Source organism: Arthrobacter sp. zg.Y820 (genome assembly GCF_030125555.1).
Classification (GTDB): Bacteria; Actinomycetota; Actinomycetes; order Actinomycetales; family Micrococcaceae; genus Arthrobacter_B.
In genome coordinates, this window is sequence record NZ_JASKLX010000006.1 from 77,767 (window position 1) to 98,695 (window position 20,929).

Consider the following 20,929-nt stretch of genomic DNA (forward strand, 5'->3'; position numbering starts at 1 on the left):
CTTAGACCAGAAATCCGCAACTTGGCAAGGAGATTTACCGTGAGCACCGAGCGCACACTTGTACTGATCAAACCCGACGGCGTGGAGCGGAACCTCTCCGGAGCCATCTTGGCGCGCGTTGAAGCCAAGGGCTACACCCTGGCCGAGCTGAAGAAGGTGGAGGCCACCCGCGCCGTGCTCGAGGAGCACTACGCCGAGCACGAGGGCAAGCCGTTCTACGAACCGCTGGTGGAGTTCATGCTCAGCGGCCCGATCGTCGCGGCCATTTTTGAGGGTGCACGGGTCATTGAAGGCTTCCGGTCCCTGGCCGGAACCACCGATCCGACCACTGCCGCCCCGGGCACCATCCGCGGCGACTTCGGCCGCGACTGGGGAACGGCCGTGCAACAGAACCTCGTGCACGGTTCGGATTCCCCCGAGTCCGCGGCCCGTGAAATCGGCATCTGGTTCGGCAAGTAGTTTCCACCCCCGGGGAGCAGTTCCCCGGACAAAGAGGAGGGCCGGCCCCCCCCGGGGGGCCCTGGCCCCGGCACCCCGCGGCGCCGGCCCCCCCCGGGGGCCCGCCCTCCTCTTTCTGTCTGTTCTCCGCTTACGGAGCCTAGGGAATCAGGCGTTCGGCGCGCAGCCGGTCAAAGAGCTCGATAAAAGCATCCTCCGTGCGGCGGTATCCGGTGAAGCCGGCCACCCGGCTCTTGCTCATGTCGGTGAGGACCTCCATTTTCCGGCCGAGGTCGGCGTCGGTGTGCCACCACGTTGCCAGCCGGCCGAGCTCGGGCTCTGCCAGTCCGTCCCGCACTGCCAGCTTTGTCCAGGCCTCGGACATGTCAGCCATCTGCACTTCCAGCGGCCGCGGCTCGGTGTCAAAGCCGGCGGGCTCGACGCCGAACCAGGCCGCCAGACGCGGCCAGAGGGAGCGCCAGCGGAAGACGTCGCCGTTGACCACGTTGAACGCTTCGTTGGCGGTGTGCTCATCGGTGGCGGCCCACACCATGTGCTCGGCGAGAAGGCCGGCGTCGGTCATGTCGGTGACGGAGTTCCACTGGGTTTCGGAGCCGGGGAAGGTAAACGGCAGTCCGAGTTCCCGGCACAGCGTTGCCTGTGCGGCCAGGGTCTGGCCCATGTTCATGGCGTTGCCGACGGCGAATCCGATCACCGTGTGGGCCCGGTGCACCGACCAGGCGAAGCCCTGGCGGTCGGCCGCAGCCATCAGTTCGTCTTCCTGCGCGTAGTAGAAGTTGTCCACCGGCAGTCGGGGTTCGTTTTCGGAGAAGGGGGTGTCGGGCATTTCCCCTTCCCCGTAGGCCTCGAAGGGACCCATGTAGTGCTTGAGTCCGGTCATCAGGGCCACGTGTTCCACCGGAGCGTGCTCCAGTGCGGTCAGCAGGTTCCGGACCATGGCTGAGTTGACGGCAATATTTTCGACCTCGGTGTCCTGGCGGGACCAGGAGGTAAAGAACACATGCGTCGGCTGCAGGTCGCCCAGCGCTGCGGCGAGGCTCTCCGGCGAGGTCAGGTCAGCTGCCACCGGGACGACGCCGGGGCGCGCCTCCGGCGCGTTGGCCGAGGCTCCCTTCCGCGACAGGGCCAGGACCGTCCAGCCCTGGCTCGCCAGGAGGTCAACGATTGCGGCACCTGCGATTCCGGTGGCACCGGCCACGAGGGCAGTGCGGGCGGAGTGGTCGGCTTGGTGCACGGGGATGGTTCTCAGCATGGTTCTCCTGCAGAAGTGGGGGTAGGTGCGCATGCGGCAAAAGTAATCCTGCCGATGCTGTTGTAGGCGACAACAGGACACCGGCCGCGGAAATTCCTGACGTCCGGCGTCCGTGCCCCTAGGCTGGGCGGATGGCACACATCTACCAAGCAGATCTGCATCCGGGCAAGATGGAACTCATCTCCTCCTGGCTGCCCACCACCGACTGGTTTCCCGGCGCCGGCCCGCTGGCCATCGAGGGGGTGGGCGCCTTTCGATTTGATGATCCCGACGGCGAAGTCGGCATTGAAACCCATCTCGTGGCCGCCGGGGCGAACGTGCTCCAGGTTCCCCTGACATACCGGGGCGCGCCCCTCGAAGGCGCTGAAGCGTTCCTGATCAGCACCATGGAGCACTCGGTGCTGGGCCGGCGCTGGGTCTATGACGCCTGCGGGGACCCCGCCTACGGACAGGCGCTGGCCGTTTCGATCCTGACCGGGCAGGGGCAGGCGGCCCAGTATTACGAGAAGGACGGCGTCCGGGAACAGATTCCGGAGACCATCACTGTCCGTGCCGGCGGACTGCCCGACGGCGCGGAGCTGGCTGAAGGGCCGCAGCCGGGACCCGCGGACCTGCCCGTCACGCGGATTCGGTCCGGAGACTGGGAGCTCTCCGTCGTGAGGGTGCTTGATCTCGGGGGAGAGGCCGTAGCCGATCCATCCCTGACCGCCGGCTGGAACGGGCAGGACATTCCGGTCCTGCTTGCCTGGGCCCTGCCGGTTGGCTGATCCGCTGTCCGGGCGCTGTCCGAGGCGGAAGCTCAGCCGAGGAAGGAGTTGATGAACCGGAAGAAGATCGAAGCGGCAGTGGCGACCCAGAGCAGGGAAACAATGACCCAGGCCCACTCCGAGGTGAACTTCACGAGTGCGGCCGGTGCCGGCAGGACACCGCGGGCCAGGTTGCGGACTGTGGCGAAGACAAACAGCGGAATCATGGCAGCCCACACCACGATGCAGTAAATGCACAGCACGTAGATGTCGAACAGTGCCTGGCTCCACAGCCAGACCACGAACACCATGCCCAGGGTGACGCCCGCCTGCAACCCGAGCCAGTACCAGCGCCGGAAGCCGGCGCCGGCCAGCATGGCGACGGCGGTGGTGATCACCACCGCGAATGCCACGATCCCGATCAGGGGATTGGGGAACCCGAAGATCGAGGCCTGCCAGGTCTGGAACACGGTGCCGCAGGAGACCCAGGGGCTGATGTCGCAGCTGGTGATGTAGTTGGCGTCGGCGTATACGCGCAGCCGTTCCAGAACCAGGATGGAAGAAGCCAGCCAGCCGACGGCGCCGGAGATAAGCAGGATCCAGGCAAAACCGCGCTCCGGCGCCCGCTGTTCGGCGGGCCGGCGGGTAACTTGCTGATTGGCGGTGCTGGAAGGCACTGGGATCTCCTTTGGCGGGTGCTGATATGTGTCGAGTCTATGCGCTGCTGCGGGCCAAAAAGTCGGGTGTGTGAGATAATGACTGTGGCTGATGGCGGAACCACATTCCGCCGCCGGTCCAGCGACAGGCTTCCGGTTCTGTCGGTGATGCTTCCCAAGCAGCTCGCCCATCAATCCGGATGGGAACCAGGGAATCCGCCGATCAGACCTACCCGTAGCGGCAACGTCGTAACGTGCCGACAGGTAGCAGGAAAAGCGCCGCTGGTCTTCGAGTGATACCGCGCCCTACAGCTGGCACGACCTCGGATGACATCCAGACGACTTCCGGCTGGCGGCAGGCAACTGATGCCCCCCGCACAGCCGACACATTGCCCGCTGGGCATTGGAATGTGGCCAGTGCCGCAGGGGCCGGAGCGAAGCATTTTATGAGTGATGCACTGAATAATGACCTAGCAGCCAGTAAAGAACCCGCGGAATCAGCGCCGGAGGCAAACTCCGCGCAGGTTGGAGATTCCAGCGAGACCAAAGCGCCCGCCAAGCGGGCCACCCGCAGCCGCCGCAAGTCGGTGGCTGCTTCTGCACCAGCCGAAAGTTCCGCCGGGACCGCCGGCACGACGACGGCCGCGAACACCGCCGATACGACGGCGGCCGCAGAAGCGCCCGCCGCCGAAGCGCCTGCTGCTGACGCCGCCGAAAAGCCGAAGCGCGTGCGGGCCTCCCGCCGCAAGACCGTTCCGGCCGGTGCCGCTGCCTCCGCGGCCGCAGGCACGGCAGCAGGGGAAACTGCCGCTGACGTGTTGTCCCCGGCAGCCGAGGAAGCCCCTGCTGAAGCCCCGGCTTCAGAGAACGAGACCCCTGCCGAAGCGGCACCGGTGAAGGCCGTCCGCCGTCGTCGTGCCCCTGCCAAGAAGGCAGCGGAAGCGCCGGAGGCCGAAACTCCGGAGGCCGCTTCGGCCGAAACCGCAGCTGTTCCGGCCGAAGCGGCCGTCGCTGACGCGCCGGAAGAAGTTGCCGCCCCGGAAGCAGCCGAAACCAAGACTGTTCCGAAGACGCGCACCCGCCGCCGCCCGGCCAAGGCCGCAGCGGAAAAGGCACCGGAGGCATCGGCCCCGGCCGAGAACGCCGCCGCGGAAGCCCCTGCACGGGAAGACACGCTCGCAGCGCCGGCGCCGGTGGCGGAGGAAGCAGAGGAAGCCGAGGAGCTTTCCAGCCTGAACCCCTTTGCCATTCCGGCCTTGCCGCTCTTCCACGCACCGGATCTGACCTCGGTCCGTGCGGTTCCCGTGCCGGAGGCCGGCGAGGACGCCGAAGAGGACGAGGATTCCACCGAAGACGCAAACCGCAGCCGGCGCCGCAGCCGCCGCGGGCGCAACCGCACCCGCAGCGAATCCCCGAATGCGGCCGGCGCGGACTCCGAGCAGGAGGCTGCCCCTGAGGAAGCCGCAGCCGGACCGGACACCGCCGAGGGCGTGACCTCACGCCGTCGTCGCCGTCGCCGCCGCGGCGATGCAGACCTTGAGCTGACCGGCGGAGCCGATGACGATCCGCCCAACACGGTGACCCGCGTCCGTGCGCCGCGTGCGCACGCTGAAGCACCCGTCTCGGACCGCGTCACCAGCGTCAAGGGTTCCACCCGCCTTGAAGCCAAGAAGCAGCGCCGCCGCGAGTCCCGCGAGTCCGGCCGCCGCCGCCATGTCATCACCGAGGCCGAGTTCCTGGCCCGGCGCGAGTCCGTCGACCGGCAGATGATCGTCCGCCAGCGTGACGACAGGATCCAGATCGGTGTACTGGAAGACGGTGTCCTCGCCGAGCACTTCGTCTCCAACACCCAACAGGACTCCCTGATTGGCAACGTGTATGTCGGCAAGGTCCAGAACGTGCTGCCGAGCATGGAAGCTGCCTTCGTCGACATTGGACGCGGCCGCAACGCCGTGCTGTATGCCGGTGAGGTCAACTGGGACGCCGCCGGCCTCGACGGCCAGCCGCGCCGCATCGAACTGGCGCTGAAATCCGGCGACTCTGTCCTCGTGCAGGTCACCAAGGATCCGGTGGGCCACAAGGGCGCGCGCCTGACCAGCCAGATCTCGCTGCCGGGACGCTACTTGGTCTACGTTCCGGGCGGTTCCATGACGGGCATCTCCCGCAAGCTGCCCGACGTCGAGCGCAACCGGCTGAAGAAGATCCTCAAGGACCACCTGCCCCAGGATGCCGGCGTGATTGTGCGCACGGCCGCCGAAGGCGCGTCCGAAGAGGAGCTGATGAATGACATCAACCGGCTCCGGGCGCAGTGGGAAACCATTGATGCCAAGGCGAAGTCCACCAAGACCCTGGCGCCTGAGCTTCTCTACGGCGAACCGGACCTGACCATCAAGGTGGTCCGGGACGTCTTCAACGAGGACTTCTCCAAGCTGATCGTTTCGGGCGAAGAGGCCTGGGACACCATTGAGGCCTATGTCACCTACGTGGCGCCCGACCTGGTGGGCCGCCTGGAGAAGTGGACCAAGGACGAAGACATCTTCGCTGAGAGCCGCATCGACGAGCAGATCGCCAAGGCACTGGACCGCAAGGTCTTCCTGCCCTCGGGCGGCTCGCTGGTCATCGACCGCACCGAAGCCATGACGGTGGTGGACGTCAACACCGGCAAGTTCACCGGCAGCGGCGGCAACCTCGAAGAAACCGTCACCAAGAACAACCTTGAGGCAGCCGAGGAAGTTGTCCGCCAGCTGCGGCTGCGCGACATTGGCGGCATCATCGTCATCGACTTCATCGATATGGTCCTTGAAGCCAACCGGGACCTGGTCCTGCGCCGCCTGGTTGAGTGCCTGGGCCGCGACCGGACCAAGCACCAGGTTGCCGAAGTAACGTCCCTGGGCCTGGTCCAGATGACCCGCAAGCGGATGGGCACCGGACTGCTCGAAGTCTTCGGGGAGGAGTGCGAGGCCTGTGCCGGCCGCGGCGTCATCACCCATGAGGTTCCGGTGGAGCACCGCCGCAGCACCAGCCACAACGGCAGCACCGGGAACGGCGTGGTGGCGCATGCGGTGTCTGAGGAGAATCACCAGCAGCACTTGAGGCAGGAAAAGCAGTCCCGCGGCGACCGCAAGCGTAACCGCAGCCGGGGCCAGGGTGCCCCGCAGCAGGCTGTTGCGGCGGCTGCCGAGGAGCCCGCAAAAACCGAGGAAGCGGGCAACACCGACGCCGAGCGGCAGGCCAAGGCCAAGGCCGAGGCGGCACGTGCGGCGCTGGCCACCATAGCGGCCGCAACGGCTGCCGCCCACGACGCCGTCGAGGCGGGCGAGCGGGCTCCCGGCGGTTCCAAGCCGGCATCGGAGGTTTCGGCCGCCGAAGCGCCGTCGGCAGCACCGGCCCCCGAAGATGGTGCAACCGATGCGGGCACCGTGCTGCAGATCCAGGGCGAAACCGTCGTGGTTCCGCGCCGGGACCGCCGCGCGCCGGCGCAGGAGGAGTCCCGCTTCACCCTGGAAAGCCTCACCGAGGCCTTCAACGAGGTGGCCGCAGCCGCCGCACCGGAAGGCCGGAATGCACCGGAAGCCCGGCAGGAGCCGGTTCGGTCCGCCGACGCGCGGAATGAGCCGCAGGCTGCCCGCACGGCACCCCGTCGTTCGCGGCGAAGCAGCGCCGCTGCCCGGAACGTGCAGGCAGCACCGCTGCAGGCCGCGCCGGCCCACAGCAGCCCGGAACCGGCCGCGGAAGCCCCGGAAGCCCCGGCAGCCGTCCAGCCGCCGGCTGCCGCACCGGTAGGGTCCGCCGCGCCGGTGGCTGACCGGCAGGCTGCCGCAGCTCCGGTTCGGACGCCGCGCCGCCGCCGTGCCGCCGGCAGCCCGCAGGGAGCAGCGGGAGCGGATGCCATCCAGACGGGCGGTACCGAGCCTGCGGCTGCGCCGGTGGCCGTCCGCCACGCGGCGGCGCCGGCAGCTGCCCAGAAGCAGGAGAAGCGTCGTGAGTCCGCCGGCAGTGCGCCCGTGATCCTGGGCGTCGGCGTCCCGGCTTCGGAGCTCTAACCGGCTCGGAAGCCCGCTCAGCAGTGCTAAAAGAGGAGGCGGCCATCCCCGCAACAGGGGGTGGCCGCCTCCTCTTCTGCCGGGAGGCCACGAAGCCGCCGGAAATGCTATAAAGTAGAGCGAGAGCAGTAACGCCCCGAAAGGGGTGTCCGCCCCGGGAAACCCAGCATTTGCGGGTTGTCGGTTACGTAGCGTAACCTTGAACTTCGGTGCGAACGCCTTCCAACCGTTTATCGGATACAGGGCGTGACTGCATGGCGCAAGGCGGGCACATATCCAGCCCAGCTAAATGCGCATCCAAGTATTAAACGTCGAGAGAAGTGAGTTCCCAAGTGGTGTACGCGATTGTCCGCGCTGGCGGCCGCCAAGAAAAGGTTTCCGTCGGAGACCTCGTAACCCTGGACCGCGTCCCCGGTGGAGCCGGCAGCACCTTTGAGCTGCCCGCCCTGCTATTGGTTGATGGCGACCAGGTCACCTCTTCCGCACAGGACCTGGCTAAGGTCACCGTGACGGCAGAGATCGTTGAGAATTTTCGGGGTCCGAAGATTGTCATCCAGAAGTTCAAGAACAAGACCGGTTACAAGAAGCGTCAGGGCTACCGCTCCTCGCTCACCAAGGTCAAGGTTACGTCCATCAACTCCTGATTCTCGTGCCGGCTCCATCAGGAGCCGGGAACGCGGGAAGCATCCCGCCCCCTGAGTTTCATAATCAGTTAGCAAAGGCAGGCAGTAGAAAATGGCACATAAGAAAGGTGCGAGTTCCACTCGCAACGGTCGCGACTCCAACGCCCAGTACCTCGGCGTAAAGCGTTTCGGCGGCCAGGTTGTCAAGGCAGGCGAAATCATCGTCCGCCAGCGTGGCACCCACTTCCATCCGGGTGAGGGCGTTGGCCGCGGAGGCGACGACACCCTGTTCGCTCTCGAAGCGGGCGCAGTTGAATTCGGCAGCCGTCGCGGCCGCCGCGTCGTGAACATCGTGGCTGCTGCAGCCGCCGAGTAATCACCGGCAAATAGCTTTTCCGACGGGGCGGGCCTTGATGGCCCGCCCCGTCGTCTTTTAAGCCGAGTAGAATCGGCATGAACAAAAAATTCCCTGAAGGAGAACCATGGCCAGCTTTGTAGACCGTGTAGTACTGCATGTTTCGGGCGGTACAGGCGGCCATGGTTGCGTGTCCGTAAAGCGTGAGAAGTTCAAGCCCCTGGGCGGTCCCGACGGCGGCAACGGCGGCGACGGCGGCGACGTCATCCTCCGCGTTGACTCCAGCGCAACCACCCTGCTCGACTACCACCACGTCCCGCACCGCCACGCCACCAACGGCGGCAACGGCATGGGCGACTGGCGCAACGGCAAGACCGGCGAAACGCTGATCCTGCCGGTTCCGGACGGCACCGTGGTCAAGAACAAGGACGGCGAAGTTCTTGCCGACCTCGTCGGCGAAGGAGCCGAGTACATTGCGGCCGCCGGCGGCCAGGGCGGCCTGGGTAACTCCTCGCTGTCATCCCAGAAGCGCAAGGCTCCCGGCTTTGCCCTGCTGGGCGTGCCCGGGGACGAGCGGGACATCGTCCTGGAACTCAAATCCATCGCCGACATTGCCTTGGTTGGCTTCCCGTCCGCCGGCAAGTCCTCGCTGATCGCCGCCATGTCCGCGGCCCGGCCGAAGATCGCCGACTACCCCTTCACCACCCTGATCCCGAACCTGGGCGTGGTGGAAGCCGGCGACGTCCGCTTCACCGTTGCCGACGTTCCGGGCCTCATCGAAGGCGCCTCCGAGGGCAAGGGCCTGGGCCACAACTTCCTGCGCCACGTGGAGCGCTGCGCCGCCCTGGTGCACGTGCTGGACTGCGCCGCCCTGGAGACCGAGCGCGATCCGCTGGGTGACCTCGACATCATTGAAAAAGAGCTCGACAAGTACACCGTCGACATGAGCTTCGCCGGCACTGACGGTGACGTTGTGCCGCTGAACAAGCGGCCGCGCCTGGTGGCCCTGAACAAGGTGGACGTCCCCGACGGCCGTGACATGGCCGAATTTGTCCGCCCGGAGCTGGAGAAGCGCGGCTACCGCGTCTTCGAGGTTTCCGCGTCCAGCCACGAAGGACTGAAGGCCCTGGGATACGCCATGGCCGAGATTGTCCGCGATGCCCGCACCGCAGTGAAGGCCGCACCGCCGCGGGTCAAGACCCCGACGCTGCGCGTCCGCAACGCCGACCACAAGGGCGGCTTCACCATTCGCCGCGAAGAGCGCAACATGGAACCGCTGTTCCGCGTCCTGGGCGACAAGCCGGTGCGCTGGGTTGCCCAGACCGACTTCACCAACGACGAGGCCGTGGGCTACCTGGCCGACCGCCTGGCCAAGCTCGGCATTGAAGACAAGCTCTTCAAGGCCGGTGCCCATGCCGGTGACGCCGTGGTGATCGGTGAGGGCGACGGCGTCGTCTTCGACTGGGAGCCGACCATGATCGGCGGCGCCGAACTGCTGGCCGCTTCGCCGCGCGGCTCGGATATCCGGATCGAAGACTTCTCCCGCCCCACCCGTGAGGAAAAGCGCGAGGACCACCAGAAGCGCCGGGACGCCCGCGCCGCAGCCCGCGCAGAGCTGGAAACGGAACGTCGGGCCGGAATCTGGACTGAATCCGTGAACTATAAGCACAATCCGCCGGCAGCACCCAAAGACGGCGAATAGCGGCTTAACACAACCCGCCCGGGTGCGGGGATACGCATAGGGTGGTGGGGACATGACTGAAAAAAACACAGCATCCCCCCGCCCTGTCCCCGCGCCCAAGCGGGCGCTCCGCTCACGCTCCGGCCTCGCCCGCGCACAGCGGATCGTCGTCAAAGTGGGATCCTCTTCCCTAACCTCAGTGGCCGGAGGCATCTCCGACGAGGCCCTGACCGGCCTGTCGGATGTCCTCGCCGCCCGCCACGCGCAGGGCACCGAAATTATCCTGGTGTCCTCCGGCGCGATTTCCGCCGGCCTGGCACCCCTGGGGCTGTCCAAGCGCCCCACCCAGCTTTCCTCCCAGCAGGCCGCAGCCTCAGTGGGGCAGGGCCTTCTGATGGCCAGGTACACCGAAGCCTTCGGCAAACACGGCGTCACGGTCAGCCAGGTCCTGCTCACCATCGAAGACCTGATGCGCCGCACCCACCACGCCAACGCCCACCGGGCCATGGAGCGGCTGCTGAACTTCGGCGTCGTGCCCATCGTGAACGAAAACGACACGGTGGCCAGCCACGAAATCCGCTTCGGCGACAACGACCGCCTGGCCGCGCTGGTGGCGCACCTGGTGAAGGCCGACGCGCTGATCCTGCTCTCCGACGTCGACGCCCTGTACGACGGTCCGCCCTCGGAGGGCGCCGTCCGCATCCCGGAAGTGACCGGACAGAAGGACCTCGAGGACGTGCGCATCGGCAAGGTGGGCCGGGCCGGCGTGGGCACCGGGGGCATGGCCACCAAGGTCGAGGCCGCCACCATCGCCGCCGAATCCGGCATCCCCGCCCTGGTGACGTCCACGGCGAACGCCGCCGCAGCGCTGGCGGGGGAGGACGTGGGAACCTGGTTCACCGGCCGCGGCCGCCGCCAGTCCATGCGCCTGCTGTGGCTGGCGCACGTGGCCCGGCTCCAAGGCACACTCGTGGTCGACGACGGCGCCGCCAGGGCGGTTGCGGACCGCCGCCGCTCACTGCTGCCGGCGGGCATCGTGTCCGTGGAGGGCCATTTCGAGCCCGGGGATCCGGTCGCCGTTGCCGGCACCAACGGAGCTGTCATTGCCCACGGGCTGACCAACTACGGGTCGGACGAACTGCCGCAGATGCTCGGCCGGTCCACCCGTGAACTGTCCAAGGAACTGGGCCGCGCCTATGAACGGGCAGTGGTGCACGTCAACGACCTGGTGGTCCTGCAGGACGGCGGGCAGGCCTCCGCCGCGTCCGCTGCCGCTGCGGGTTCCTCCGTTGCAACCCCGCAGACCCTCAATACACTGGGAGCATGAGCGCCGTGAAGACATCAGTTACCGACACATCAGCCGCCCCGGCCGACACCGCGGCGGCGGAAGCCGAAGCCGGTGTGCACACCGCCGCCGACCGCGCCCGGACCGCTTCCCGGATCCTGGCCCGCGCCAACCGGGCATGGAAGGACCGCGGACTGCTGGAAATCGGCAGGAACATCGTGGCCAAGCGGGACCTGATCCTGACGGCCAACGCCAAAGACACTGCCGCGGGCCGGGAGAAGGGAACCTCCGCGGCGCTGCTGGACCGCCTCACCCTGACACCGGAACGGATTGACGCACTGGCAGCAGCGCTGGAAATGCTGGCCGGCCTGCCCGATCCGGTGGGCTCCGTTGCCCGCGGCCAGACCCTGCCCAACGGCCTGCGCCTGCGCCAGGTGCACGTGCCCATGGGCGTGGTGGCAGCCATCTATGAAGCCCGGCCCAACGTCACTGTCGATATTGCCGGCCTCGCCCTGAAAAGCGGCAACGCTGTGCTCCTGCGCGGCGGCAGTGCCGCGGCGCAGACCAATGCCGTCCTGGTGGACATCATCCGGGATTCCCTGGACGCCGTCGGGCTGCCCGCCGACGCCGTGCAGGGGGTGGACGCGTACGGCCGCGCCGGCGCCAACGCGCTGATGAAGGCCCGCGGCAAGGTGGATGTCCTCATTCCGCGCGGCGGCCGGGACCTGATCCAGACAGTGGTGGCCAATGCCGCCGTTCCGGTGATCGAAACAGGCGAAGGCAACGTCCATATCTATCTGGACAGCAGCGCGCCGGTGGAGATGGCGGTGGACATCCTCCTGAATGCCAAGACCCAGCGGCCCAGCGTCTGCAACACGGTGGAAACCCTGCTGGTGCACCGCGACGCGGAGGCCACCGCCGACGTCCTGGCCGCCTTGGCCGCGGCCGGGGTACGCCTGCACGCCGATGAGCGGGTGCTGGCCGCCCTTCCCGCCGGAGTCGAGGCGCAGGCCGCCGGGGACGAGGACTGGGGGCGCGAGTACATGGACCTGGACCTGGCCGTGGCGATGGTCGATGACTTGGACGAGGCGCTGGACCACATCCGCCGCTGGACCACCGGGCACACCGAGGCGATCATCACCAACGACCTGGCCAATGCGGAACGCTTCATCGCCGAGATCGACTCGGCAGCCGTCATCGTGAACGCGTCCACCCGGTTTACCGACGGCGGCGAGCTGGGGCTGGGGGCCGAGGTGGGAATCTCCACCCAGAAGATGCACGCCCGCGGCCCCATGGGGCTGCGGGAGCTGACCACCACCAAATGGATCGTTCAGGGTGACGGGCAGATCCGCATCTGAGGCGGCCACGGGGATGGGTCCGCGGCACTCCCGGGTGCGCGGGTTCAGCCCCTCTGCGCTTACGCGTAGACTTGAAGGAAACCACGACTCCGTCAGCCATGCCGGCGGGTTAATAACTCATAGCTCTCTAGGGGAGATCCATGCTGATCCAGCTTTCCAGTGCTGTACTTGCTGCCAGTGAGACGGCCGAGGCACACGTGTCGATTCCGATGCCTCCGATCATGTACGCCGTCATCATCATGGGTGCCCTGCTGGCCCTGATGCTTGCCACCGTCTCCTTCCAGAGCCTGGGCCACCGCCACGAGGCGACGCCGGAGTATGTCGATCCGCAGCGCCAGTTCCCCAATAAGCACGACCACGGCCAGGGCATCGAGGGCTGATTCCTCCGTGGAATCAGGAGAAACCAACTTGTCGGCGGCACAGCCTCAGCCGCACGCCCGGCCGCTGCGCCTGGGCGTGATGGGCGGAACCTTCGACCCCATTCACCACGGCCACCTTGTGGCCGCCAGTGAGGTGGCTTCGGTCTTCGACCTGGACGAAGTGGTTTTCGTGCCGACGGGGGAGCCCTGGCACAAGTCGGCCCGGGAGGTCAGCCCGCCGGAGCACCGCTACCTGATGACGGTGATTGCGACGGCGTCGAACCCCCGGTTCACCGTCAGCCGCGTCGATATTGACCGCCCGGGTCCGACCTACACCATCGACACCCTCCGTGACCTGCGGGCAGCACGTCCGGAAGCGGAACTGTTCTTCATCACCGGCGCCGATGCCATGGCACAGATCCTCTCCTGGAAAGACATTCAGGAGCTGTGGTCGCTGGCCCACTTTGTGGGGGTCACCCGTCCCGGACATGTCCTGGAAAACATGGGCCGCGATGATGTCAGCCTGCTGGAGGTACCGGCCATGGCCATCTCCTCCACTGATTGCCGGGAGCGGGTGGCCGACGGGGAACCGGTCTGGTATCTCGTGCCGGACGGCGTCGTCCAGTACATCGCCAAGCACGGGCTCTATGAAGCTGAACTTCGGCACGCACAGCAGTCCCCAGCCCCCACGCAAGAACCCGTAGCATAACCAAACGAAACCGGATGGGTAGGAAATGACAAACGGTCCAGAGTCCGCAGACGCAGCGCGCCGCAGCCGCCGCGCGGATGACGTGCCGGCGGACGCCGCTGCCGGGCCCCGCGAGCGGGAATCCCAGCAGCGGGCCGGGGACCGCGAGGCCATGAGCGCATACAAGGCTCTGACGGACAAGCAGGCGCGTTCCGACGACGCCGCGAATCCGCCCACCCGCCGCCAGCTGAGGCTCCAGCAGCAGCGTGCCGCCGGCGCCGCGGGCGGAGGCACTGCGCCGGAGGACCCGGCTCCGGCCGGCGCTCCTGCGGTGGATGCGCCTCCCGCCAGCCTGCACCCGGTGCGGGAAGGCGGGCGCCGTGACCGGCGTCGTCGTGCGGAGGAAAGTCCGGCCCGCGGCCTCCCCGTCGTTGCTGTGGCAAAGGGCGCTGAAACGGTTGAAGATCCGAATTCCGATGTTGCCGGCATGACCGTCGAACAGGCCCTCGTGGCCCGGGAAGCGCTGCACGAGCAGGCCCGCAACCAGGTGGCAGCCATGGAGGCCATCCAGGCAGAGGACCCGCAGGCCGTCGATCTGGAGCTGCTGGCCCAGCAAAAGGCGCTGGCAGACCGTGCCGCGGTGCTGAACCGGCGCACTCAGAGCATGCAGCGGCTGTCGCCGGAAAACGAGCAGCGCAAGCCCTTGTCCAACGACCCGTCCACCGCGCACAACCTGGCGATGGTCACCCCCTTGGAGTTCGACCGGGTACCAGGCACTGACCGCCCTGTCATGCGGCGTCCGCCCACCTCCCATATACCCATCGTCACCTCAAACACCTCGAAGCAAGCCGGCCGTGAGGTCCCCGCACCGGCGCAGGGAACTCCCCGCGCCGGCGACAAACGCTTTGAGGTACGCCGGCCGTCGGGGTCCACCGACGTACGGCCCTCGCGCATCCTGGCCCGGGCGGATGCCCTGGTCATCGCGCCCCTGGATCCTGCCGAGGGCGTCAAGCCCGTCGGTGCACGAAGCGCTTTCGGGCTTGACCCGTTGGACGTAATGACGGCCGGACTCGGCCGTACCCGGCGACTGCGTTTTGTATCGTTGGGAATTGGTGGTCTGGGCGTGATTGCCCTGGCCATCTCAGTAGCAATAATCGTCGGCGGCTAAGGCAGCTGATGTTAAACAAGGAGACACTTTGAGCGCCACCGAATCATCCATCGACATTGCACGGGTGGCCGCCCAGGCAGCGTCCGGCAAGCTGGCAAACGACATCGTTGCCATTGACGTCAGCGAACGCCTCGCCATCACCGACGTGTTCCTGATCGCCTCGGCTTCCAACGAGCGCCAGGTCAACTCCATCGTGGACGGCATCGAGGAGGAGCTGGCGAAGAAGGGCCTCAAGCCCGTCCGCCGCGAAGGCCGCAGCGAGGGCCGTTGGGTCCTGCTCGACTACGCCAATGTTGTGGTGCACGTCCAGCACGAGGAAGACCGCGTCTTCTACGCCCTGGAACGCCTGTGGAAAGATTGCCCGGCAATCGACCTGCAGATCAAAGATGCAGCTCCCGCAACCCCCGACGCCGAGTAGCACCTGCCGCCTGTGACTATGTCCGCTGGCTGGGATCCGGCCCGTACCGGCAAACGTGTTGTCTTCTGGCGGCACGGACGCACGGAGTGGAACCGCGCCGGAAGGTTCCAGGGCCAGCAGGACATCGCCCTGGATCCGTCCGGAGCGCACCAGGCAGTGGCGGCGGCCGCGGTGCTGCGTCATCTGCACCCGGATGTGATTGTCTCCTCGGACCTCAGCCGGGCCCTGGCCACCGGCCGGGCACTGGCGGAGGCCACCGGGAAACCGATCAGCACCGATCCGCGCCTGCGGGAAACCTTTGCCGGGTCATGGGAGGGACTGTATTTCGCTGACATCGCCGCCCGGTTCCCGCAGGAGCAGGCCGGCTGGGCGGCCGGCGACGGCGATGTGCGGGCCGGCGGCGGTGAAAGCCGTGTGGACGTCGGCCGCCGCGTGGCGCAGGCCGTCACGGAAGCCGCCGACGCCATGGAACCCGGCGCCACGCTGGTGGCGGTCAGCCACGGCGGGGCCATCCGGGCCGGAATCTGCGCCCTGCTGGGCCTGCCCACGGAATCGTGGACCGTCATCAGCGGAGTCTCGAATACCCACTGGTCGATCCTCGAAGAGCGCGATGCAGCGGCCGGCGGTGCACGCTGGAATCTGGCACAGCACAATGTGGGGTTGGACGCCCTCCCCAGCGGCCCGCTGGAAGGATGAGTCCGGTGGAAGGATGAGCCCGCTGGAAGGATGGGGCCGGGCCGGGGGCATCCTCCGGCCCGCTCGAATTCCACCCGTGTGGTTCGATTTTGCACTCGGTTATTTCTGTACTAAAGTAGAGGAGTTGCTTCGGCCCGGGGGATACAAAATCCGCCGATTCGGGCATAGTTGAAACAGTTTATTGGGGCTGTGGCGCAGCTGGTAGCGCACCTGCATGGCATGCAGGGGGTCAGGGGTTCGAATCCCCTCAGCTCCACCAATAAGCTCCTGCGCAGGCAGGGTTTATGTTCATCTTTTCCTTCCGGAATTCTTCCGGGAGCACTGATGATGAATGATGGAAAACAACTGAATTGGGGCTGTGGCGCAGCTGGTAGCGCACCTGCATGGCATGCAGGGGGTCAGGGGTTCGAATCCCCTCAGCTCCACCAATGAATTGATGAGAAACACCGGTTCCCCTTGCGGGGGCCGGTGTTTTGCTGTGCCGGCCCGTTCCCCCTAGCCAGCAGCGCGGGCACTGCCTCAGAATGCAGGAATGGCTGAACTGCTCCAACCCCGCCGGCCGGTTCCGATTTGGGTTCGCTGCCGGCCCGGCGCGCGCTGACATGGAAAAGATCTCCGCGGCACTTTTGCTGGCCTTCACCGTGCTTGCGCTGCTCTGGGCAAACCTGCCGTTCGGGGCGACCTACGGCGAGTTCTGGGACACCGCCGTCGATCTGCGAGTGGGCGGGCTGGACCTCGAGATGACCCTTCACGACATCGTGAACGATGCGTTGATGGCGTTCTTCTTTTTCACCGTCGGACTGGAGGTGAAACGGGAGTTCGCGGTCGGTGAGCTGACTGACCGCTCGCGTGCCGTGGTGCCGGTGGCGGCGGCGCTGGCGGGACTGCTGGTGCCAGCGGGGATCTTCCTGGCGCTGAATCCTTCCGGGGAAAACGCGACGGTGTGGGGTGCGGTGATCTCCACCGACACGGCGTTCCTGGTGGGGGCACTGGCTGTCGTCGGCCCCCGCTTTCCCGGCAGGCTTCGGGTGTTCCTGTTGACCCTGGCCGTGGTGGATGACATCGGCGCGCTGGCAGCCATCGCTGTGTTCTACACCTCCGGACTGGAGCTGCTGCCCCTGCTGACGGCTGTCGTCCTGCTGGTGCTGGTGGCCCTGGTCCGGTTCCTTCCCACCGGCCGTGGCCCCGCCTACACGGTGCTCAGCCTCCTGACGTGGGCCGCCACCTACGCCTCCGGGGTGCACGCCACCCTGGCCGGTGTTGCCATCGCGCTGATGATCCCGGTCTTTCCGCCGCGCCGCCCGCAGGTGGAACGCACCGAAGAGCTGGCCCGGGCGTTCCGGCAGTCGCCGACGCCGGAGTATGCAGCCGCGACTGCCCGGAGCCTGAAGGAGTCCATTTCGATCAACGAACGGCTCCAGGGCACCTACGCCCCGTACGTTTCCTTCCTGATCCTGCCGCTTTTTGCCCTGGCCAACGCCGGCGTGCTGCTGGACGGTGCCACGCTCGCGGCCGCCTGGCAGTCCCGGCTGACCTGGGGAATCATCATCGCGCTGGTGGTCGGCAAAACGCTGGGCATCACTGCTGCCACTGCGCTGCTGCGCCGGACCGGTGCGGGCCAGCTGGCGCCCGGGCTGACTCTGGCCCGGGTGGGCGGGGGAGCGGCCCTGTGCGGCATCGGATTCACCATTTCCCTGTTCATCGTGGATCTCGCCGTCGAGGATGAACGGCTCCAGGCCGAAGCCCGGGTGGGGGTTCTCTCGGCTTCGGTTCTGGCCTTCCTGCTCGCCTGGGCGTGGTTCCGGCTGGTCGACCGGCTGCAACCGGCGTCGACAGTCGGGCGGTTCCTGGTCCGCGGCTTCGACCCGGCCCGCGACCACTTCCGCGGCAATCCGGATGCACCGCTCCAGCTGGTGGAGTACGGGGACTTTGAATGTCCGTTCTGCTCACGGGCCACTGGCTCCATTGACGAGGTGCTGGAGCATTTTGGTCCGCGGCTGGTCTACGTCTGGCGGCACCTGCCGCTGACCCGCGTGCATCCCCATGCCGTGGAGGCGGCACGCGCCAGCGAAGCTGCGGACCGGCAGGGATCCTTCAGAGAGTACGGCCGGCTGTTGTTCCGCCGGCAGGATCAGCTGGAACCCGACGACCTCATAACCTACGCCCTGGAACTGGGGCTCGACGGCGAATTGTTCCGCAGAGATCTGCAGTCAGGCCCCGCGGCGAACCGGGTCGAAGATGACGCGCTGGACGCGGAATTCATGGACCTGCATTCGACTCCCACCTTCTTTATCGGTTCCGTGCGGCATTACGGGCCCTATGATGCGCCGTCCCTGATTCGTGCCCTGGAAGGATCTGCGGCACAATGACGGCACGATGACCGGCCTGAGTTCTTCATCGGGTTGATGATGACCTTGTCGCTTCACCGGAGGACCTCAAGTCCCGCATCGAAGCCGCTGACGAAGCCGTCTGCGTCGAGCTCGGAAAGCTCCTCTACCTAAACCCCTCAGAGCTGGTCCTGGGCGGATAAAAATGCCCCAAGTCACCCAATGACCACTGCATTTATGACGACGAGGGGGACGCGAACCACGACTTCTGCCTGATCTGCGGCGGCCCGAGCGAACGTCAATAGGCGGGACGTATGTTGGTACTGTTCAGCAGGAACGAGAAATGGGGAGCAGTCATGGGCCTTGACGACCTGATGTCAGATGGTGATGCCCGGGAGCGCGAACGGGAACAACGCATTCAGGATGACTGGGATCGCCAGGAAGCCAAAAGACGCGTTGAGGCAGAGCGTGAAGAGTTCCGTAAGCGGGAGGAAGCACGCTCGAACCCCCATCTGGCGCTGAAGCATCTTGAAGAAGTCCGTACGGCAGCGGCGGCAGAGGATGCACTCGCAAGAGCTGAAGCGTCGAGGATTAACGGACAGGTCCTGCATCTGCTAGATGTCGAATCCAGGTTTGTCCGGCGCCGGGATCACTTCCTGACGGCGGGGGAGGCGAATCACGCAGAGTCACGTCAGGTTGCCGAGCTGGCCGGCACCGCAGAGCGCCTGCGGCAAGGGGTCGAGGCCATCCGCAAGAGGTTGGCGCCCTCCGAAGAAAGAGTCTCGGCCCAGGCAAAGAAGACCTCCGGCAATCTGGCCCGCATCGACAAGGCCATAACCCGGCTGAACGACGCCATGAAGTCCCTGGAACTGGTGAAGCTGGAGCAGGCCAACCAGGAGCGCATCAAGTCAGTTGAGCGGGCGAGCTTTGATCGGCTCGCCCAGCTTGGCGGGGCCTACGGCATCCAGCCGGCAACGGAAGTGACAGCCGCAAGCACCCAAGTGGACGTTGACTATCGTGTCCGTGAAGTTACTCGCCTGGCCTACGAGGCCGAAGCACTTGTTGAGCTGCAGAGGGAGCGCCTTTCATGAACGAGGTCAGTGTCTGGTGGAAGGTCTACGTTTTCAAGGTGAACGAGAACCGGATCCTTCTGAACAAGCTGGTGCGAGAGCTGCATCCCGAAGCCCCTGAAATCTTGCTTGAGCACGTCAATGCCCTTATCGGCAGCAAGGGGAAGGCGACAGTGACGGGCGGCGGCGCGGAGCTCATTTTGACCCGTGGCGAGACAAAGCACGAGGGCGGCATGCACCACCAGATTTTTGTGAGCTTCCCACTGGGAGACTACGGGCTGGCGGAGTTTGACCGAATCTCGGCAAGCCTGACCCACAGCACGCCGGTGGCCGCAGCGATCGAGCTTATCAAACGTGAAGAGGCCCTGCTTCCGCCGCTGCGTGCATCACTTCCTTTGGAGTCTGGCGCGCCACAGGGTGCCGTACACGCCCGCAATCAGCCGCCGATGAAGCAGCCCAACGAGAGACCGAGGACGTTCAGGCAGGCCTTTATGGACGGCTGGAACGGAACGGGTGACTCCTCGTAGTCAGGTCTCGTGTTCTCCACCCGGGGAGGGATAGTGCTTTCGCCGCGCGCATGGATATGGAAAACACCTCATCTCCGGCCACAAATACCATCATTGTCACCACCACGGTCGTGCCGCCTGCAGCGCAGCCTCCGAGACCAGACCTCGAATAAGCGGGCGGTGGCCCGGCGTCAGCGGCCGGTGGCCGGGCCGTGCGGAACCGCGCCGCGGAGCACCCCGGCGACAAGGAGTCCCTGCCCGGCGCAGTAGGTCAGCATGACGAGGGGATTGGACCACTCCGGCATCGCGTCGGGCATGAAAATGCGCAGGGCCAGGACTGTGTCGGAAGCAAGGAACAGCAGCCCGCCGACCGCCACCATTGGACGGCACCGCGCTGCCGTTGCCGCGGTCCCGGCGAGCACCAGCCCGTAGGCGGCCACGGCGAGAGTCAATCCGCCCAGCGTTGGCCACAGCACCAGCAGCATCAGCAGCCACCACGCCGCATAGGCCAGGCTCCACCCGGGAAACGGTCCCACAGCGGTGTATCGGCCCAGCAGCCAGATGTAGCAGAGATGCGCGAGGCCAAACGAACCGAGCATGACCGGCAGCTCCGGCGCGAAGGGGAAGAACGTGCCGGCGCCGTCGCCCAGCCAGGAAAAGAGCAGGGCCGCAAGCAGCAACAGAGCAGGCGTGCCCCGCAGGAAGCCGCGGCCGCCCCACAATGCTGCGGCGGCCAGCAGGGGCATCAGCGCAAGCTTGGTCGGCTCCGCAATCTCATCGGCACCGAGGGCGCGGGCGCCGATGTGGACCGCCGAAACCGCGGCAAACGGAAGGAAACTCAAATACCGGTAGCGGGGAAGAGCACGGGGCAGGGCAGCGGTCTGGTCACGGGCGGGCGGAGTCACGGTATTCCTTCGAGTTGATGGGAGCCCAATCTATCGATTGACGGGCCAACAGCGCAGTGCGGCGCGCCCTGCCGTTACGCCAGCACCCTGTCCAAATAGTCGTTGCTGAAGATCCGGTCCGGGTCCAGCCGGCCCCGCACCGAGAGGAAGTCCGCGAACGGACGCGCCGCTGAGGTCAAGGGCAGCGGCTGGCTGCGTGCCGCGTGAACGGGTCATCGCCGGTCCTTCGTCTAGGTGCTTCCCGCCGGTTTTCCGGATGCCGGGACATGCACCGGATAGTAGCTTCTTTTGCCGCAGATCAGCCGCAGATCACGTGGAATCACGTCGGTGGGAG

Annotated in this window: 19 protein-coding genes and 2 tRNA genes; 18 read left to right on the forward strand and 3 right to left on the reverse strand. The window is 66.5% G+C overall.

The annotated features are described in order from the left end of the window. Positions 1–39 precede the first annotated feature (39 nt). Positions 40–459, forward strand: a complete 420-nt coding sequence (gene ndk / locus QNN99_RS05575) for a nucleoside-diphosphate kinase (RefSeq protein ID WP_229965423.1) — start codon at positions 40–42, stop codon at positions 457–459. Between the two features lie 139 nt (positions 460–598). Here the strand turns inward: ndk and QNN99_RS05580 are convergent, their stop codons facing one another. Continuing rightward, positions 599–1,711, reverse strand: coding sequence for an SDR family oxidoreductase (locus tag QNN99_RS05580; RefSeq protein ID WP_229965424.1), 1,113 nt, complete (start codon positions 1,709–1,711; stop codon positions 599–601). A gap of 131 nt (positions 1,712–1,842) precedes the next feature. On the opposite strand from QNN99_RS05580, the gene QNN99_RS05585 reads away from it, so the two are divergent. Next, positions 1,843–2,478, forward strand: coding sequence for a CG0192-related protein (locus tag QNN99_RS05585; RefSeq protein ID WP_229965425.1), 636 nt, complete (start codon positions 1,843–1,845; stop codon positions 2,476–2,478). A 32-nt stretch (positions 2,479–2,510) separates the two neighbouring features. Here the strand turns inward: QNN99_RS05585 and QNN99_RS05590 are convergent, their stop codons facing one another. Then, entirely contained in the window at positions 2,511–3,134 is a 624-nt protein-coding gene (locus tag QNN99_RS05590) for a vitamin K epoxide reductase family protein (RefSeq protein WP_229965426.1), read from the reverse strand. Between the two features lie 425 nt (positions 3,135–3,559). Here QNN99_RS05590 and QNN99_RS05595 point away from each other — a divergent pair, with 425 nt between their 5' ends. The 16 genes from QNN99_RS05595 to QNN99_RS05670 all read left to right on the forward strand — a co-directional run bounded on the left by QNN99_RS05595 (position 3,560) and on the right by QNN99_RS05670 (position 19,711). Then, complete coding sequence (locus tag QNN99_RS05595) at positions 3,560–7,156, forward strand: Rne/Rng family ribonuclease (protein WP_229965427.1); 3,597 nt, start codon at positions 3,560–3,562, stop codon at positions 7,154–7,156. A gap of 332 nt (positions 7,157–7,488) precedes the next feature. Beyond that, a complete protein-coding gene (gene rplU, locus QNN99_RS05600) occupies positions 7,489–7,800 on the forward strand; it encodes a 50S ribosomal protein L21 (protein ID WP_104053917.1) in 312 nt (103 codons plus the stop codon). A gap of 91 nt (positions 7,801–7,891) precedes the next feature. After that, positions 7,892–8,155, forward strand: a complete 264-nt coding sequence (rpmA, locus tag QNN99_RS05605) for a 50S ribosomal protein L27 (RefSeq protein ID WP_104053918.1) — start codon at positions 7,892–7,894, stop codon at positions 8,153–8,155. A 106-nt stretch (positions 8,156–8,261) separates the two neighbouring features. After that, on the forward strand, positions 8,262–9,836 hold the full coding sequence (gene obgE / locus QNN99_RS05610; RefSeq protein ID WP_229965428.1) for a GTPase ObgE: 1,575 nt from the start codon (positions 8,262–8,264) through the stop codon (positions 9,834–9,836). A gap of 52 nt (positions 9,837–9,888) precedes the next feature. Beyond that, positions 9,889–11,142, forward strand: coding sequence for a glutamate 5-kinase (proB, locus tag QNN99_RS05615; protein ID WP_229965429.1), 1,254 nt, complete (start codon positions 9,889–9,891; stop codon positions 11,140–11,142). Further along, the gene (locus tag QNN99_RS05620) at positions 11,139–12,458 is read left to right on the forward strand and encodes a glutamate-5-semialdehyde dehydrogenase (protein WP_229965430.1); all 1,320 of its coding nucleotides are present in this window, start codon (positions 11,139–11,141) and stop codon (positions 12,456–12,458) included. The genes proB and QNN99_RS05620 overlap by 4 nt, the downstream gene beginning before the upstream one ends. Positions 12,459–12,598: 140 nt before the next feature. Then, complete coding sequence (locus QNN99_RS05625; protein WP_229965431.1) at positions 12,599–12,838, forward strand: hypothetical protein; 240 nt, start codon at positions 12,599–12,601, stop codon at positions 12,836–12,838. A 28-nt stretch (positions 12,839–12,866) separates the two neighbouring features. Next, the gene (nadD, locus tag QNN99_RS05630) at positions 12,867–13,526 is read left to right on the forward strand and encodes a nicotinate-nucleotide adenylyltransferase (protein WP_269439157.1); all 660 of its coding nucleotides are present in this window, start codon (positions 12,867–12,869) and stop codon (positions 13,524–13,526) included. A 25-nt stretch (positions 13,527–13,551) separates the two neighbouring features. Next, positions 13,552–14,673, forward strand: coding sequence for a hypothetical protein (locus tag QNN99_RS05635; protein ID WP_229965432.1), 1,122 nt, complete (start codon positions 13,552–13,554; stop codon positions 14,671–14,673). A gap of 28 nt (positions 14,674–14,701) precedes the next feature. Then, entirely contained in the window at positions 14,702–15,091 is a 390-nt protein-coding gene (gene rsfS / locus QNN99_RS05640) for a ribosome silencing factor (RefSeq protein WP_229965433.1), read from the forward strand. A gap of 18 nt (positions 15,092–15,109) precedes the next feature. Beyond that, positions 15,110–15,787: a histidine phosphatase family protein gene (locus QNN99_RS05645; RefSeq protein ID WP_229965775.1), complete on the forward strand. Its 678-nt coding sequence runs from the start codon at positions 15,110–15,112 to the stop codon at positions 15,785–15,787. A gap of 183 nt (positions 15,788–15,970) precedes the next feature. Continuing rightward, positions 15,971–16,046, forward strand: a tRNA-Ala gene (locus QNN99_RS05650). Between the two features lie 93 nt (positions 16,047–16,139). Beyond that, a tRNA-Ala gene (locus tag QNN99_RS05655) sits at positions 16,140–16,215 on the forward strand. Between the two features lie 96 nt (positions 16,216–16,311). Further along, positions 16,312–18,156 (forward strand): Na+/H+ antiporter NhaA, encoded by a 1,845-nt coding sequence (gene nhaA, locus QNN99_RS05660; protein ID WP_229965434.1) that lies wholly within the window; start codon positions 16,312–16,314, stop codon positions 18,154–18,156. Positions 18,157–18,470: 314 nt separating this feature from the next. Beyond that, positions 18,471–19,205 (forward strand): hypothetical protein, encoded by a 735-nt coding sequence (locus tag QNN99_RS05665; RefSeq protein ID WP_229965435.1) that lies wholly within the window; start codon positions 18,471–18,473, stop codon positions 19,203–19,205. Beyond that, positions 19,202–19,711 (forward strand): hypothetical protein, encoded by a 510-nt coding sequence (locus QNN99_RS05670; protein ID WP_229965436.1) that lies wholly within the window; start codon positions 19,202–19,204, stop codon positions 19,709–19,711. Before QNN99_RS05665 ends, QNN99_RS05670 begins: the two co-directional genes overlap by 4 nt. Positions 19,712–19,881: 170 nt before the next feature. Here the strand turns inward: QNN99_RS05670 and QNN99_RS05675 are convergent, their stop codons facing one another. Then, a complete protein-coding gene (locus tag QNN99_RS05675) occupies positions 19,882–20,595 on the reverse strand; it encodes a lysoplasmalogenase family protein (RefSeq protein WP_229965437.1) in 714 nt (237 codons plus the stop codon). Positions 20,596–20,929: the final 334 nt, after the last annotated feature.

What these genes read in the sequence shown, in the direction of transcription:
- QNN99_RS05595 (WP_229965427.1), top strand. Translation starts at nt 3,560, where the DNA reads ATGAGTGATGCACTGAATAATGACCTAGCAGCCAGTAAAGAACCCGCG.
- QNN99_RS05620 (WP_229965430.1), top strand. Translation starts at nt 11,139, where the DNA reads ATGAGCGCCGTGAAGACATCAGTTACCGACACATCAGCCGCCCCGGCC.
- nhaA (WP_229965434.1), top strand. Translation starts at nt 16,312, where the DNA reads ATGCAGGAATGGCTGAACTGCTCCAACCCCGCCGGCCGGTTCCGATTT.
- QNN99_RS05665 (WP_229965435.1), top strand. Translation starts at nt 18,471, where the DNA reads ATGGGCCTTGACGACCTGATGTCAGATGGTGATGCCCGGGAGCGCGAA.
- QNN99_RS05635 (WP_229965432.1), top strand. Translation starts at nt 13,552, where the DNA reads ATGACAAACGGTCCAGAGTCCGCAGACGCAGCGCGCCGCAGCCGCCGC.
- obgE (WP_229965428.1), top strand. Translation starts at nt 8,262, where the DNA reads ATGGCCAGCTTTGTAGACCGTGTAGTACTGCATGTTTCGGGCGGTACA.
- QNN99_RS05645 (WP_229965775.1), top strand. Translation starts at nt 15,110, where the DNA reads ATGTCCGCTGGCTGGGATCCGGCCCGTACCGGCAAACGTGTTGTCTTC.
- proB (WP_229965429.1), top strand. Translation starts at nt 9,889, where the DNA reads ATGACTGAAAAAAACACAGCATCCCCCCGCCCTGTCCCCGCGCCCAAG.
- rpmA (WP_104053918.1), top strand. Translation starts at nt 7,892, where the DNA reads ATGGCACATAAGAAAGGTGCGAGTTCCACTCGCAACGGTCGCGACTCC.
- QNN99_RS05580 (WP_229965424.1), bottom strand. Translation starts at nt 1,711, where the DNA reads ATGCTGAGAACCATCCCCGTGCACCAAGCCGACCACTCCGCCCGCACT.
- QNN99_RS05585 (WP_229965425.1), top strand. Translation starts at nt 1,843, where the DNA reads ATGGCACACATCTACCAAGCAGATCTGCATCCGGGCAAGATGGAACTC.
- QNN99_RS05670 (WP_229965436.1), top strand. Translation starts at nt 19,202, where the DNA reads ATGAACGAGGTCAGTGTCTGGTGGAAGGTCTACGTTTTCAAGGTGAAC.
- QNN99_RS05625 (WP_229965431.1), top strand. Translation starts at nt 12,599, where the DNA reads ATGCTGATCCAGCTTTCCAGTGCTGTACTTGCTGCCAGTGAGACGGCC.